The 1,009-nt window shown below is 69.5% G+C and carries 1 protein-coding gene; it reads left to right on the plus strand.

The genetic code is table 11. The annotated features are described in order from the left end of the window. Positions 1–131 precede the first annotated feature (131 nt). Positions 132–1,009 (plus strand): type II CAAX endopeptidase family protein (locus P3X83_RS43155; RefSeq protein ID WP_277311255.1); only part of this gene is annotated, 878 nt, incomplete at its 3' end.

Here is a 1,009-nt window from a genome sequence, read left to right on the forward strand (position 1 = left end):
CCGGCGTCCCGGCCCCGCGACGGCGGTACCCCTGGCTGTACCTCTGTTTGGGGCGTAGAGGGGAATGATCGAAACGCCCGCGGCTGATGTGCTCTTGAGCGTCCATGAAACGCTCCCAAGGGAAACCCGGAATGGCAGTCAACAGCCGATCGGCCGCCGAGCGCGACACGCCCCCCAGGGGTTTCATCCGCCGCCGTCCGCTGCTCGCTTTCTTCGTCCTGGCCAACGCGATGAGCTGGGCCGCCTGGACGCCCTATGTCCTGTCGGCGAACGGGCTCGGGGTCCTGGACTTCACCTTCCCCGCGCTGCTCGGCACCACGCAGTTCCTGGGCGTGCTCCCCGGCGCCTATCTCGGCCCCATCTTCGCCGCCTACATCGTCACCAGGGTCACCGAGGGCAGGGACGGCGTCCGCCGCTGGATCGGGCGGATGACCAAATGGCGGGTCGGCTGGATCTGGTATCTGGTGACCGCGCTCGGCGTCCCGGCCGCCATCATCGTCACCGCGGCCTCCATCGCCGGGGAGCAGCTCACCATGCCGCCGGTCGCGGTGCTGGTGGCCTATGTGCCCGGTCTGGTGCTCCAGATGGTCACCACCGGGCTCGCGGAGGAGCCGGGCTGGCGGGATTTCGCGCTGGCCCGCATGCAGGAAAGGTTCGGCCCGCTGGGCGCCACCGCGCTCCTGGGCCCGCTGTGGGGCGTCTGGCACCTGCCGCTGTTCCTGACCGAGTGGGGTGGCTGGCCGGACGTCACCTGGACGCGGATCGCCGAGTTCATCGCCTTCTGCTGCGCGTTCAGCGTGGTCGTCACCTGGGTCTTCAACCGGACCGGGCAGAGCCTGCCGCTGGTCATGCTGCTGCACGTCAGTATCAACAACTTCATGTCGCTGGTCTACGCGGACATGTTCCCCTCCATCGCCACCCCGGCGCTGGCCTCCCGGGTCACACTGCTGGCGGGCACCACGGCGGCGGTCGTGGTGCTCATCGCGACACGCGGCCGGCTGGGTCACCG

It is taken from the genome of Spongiactinospora sp. TRM90649 (genome assembly GCF_029382225.1).
Taxonomy (GTDB): Bacteria; Actinomycetota; Actinomycetes; order Streptosporangiales; family Streptosporangiaceae; genus Spongiactinospora.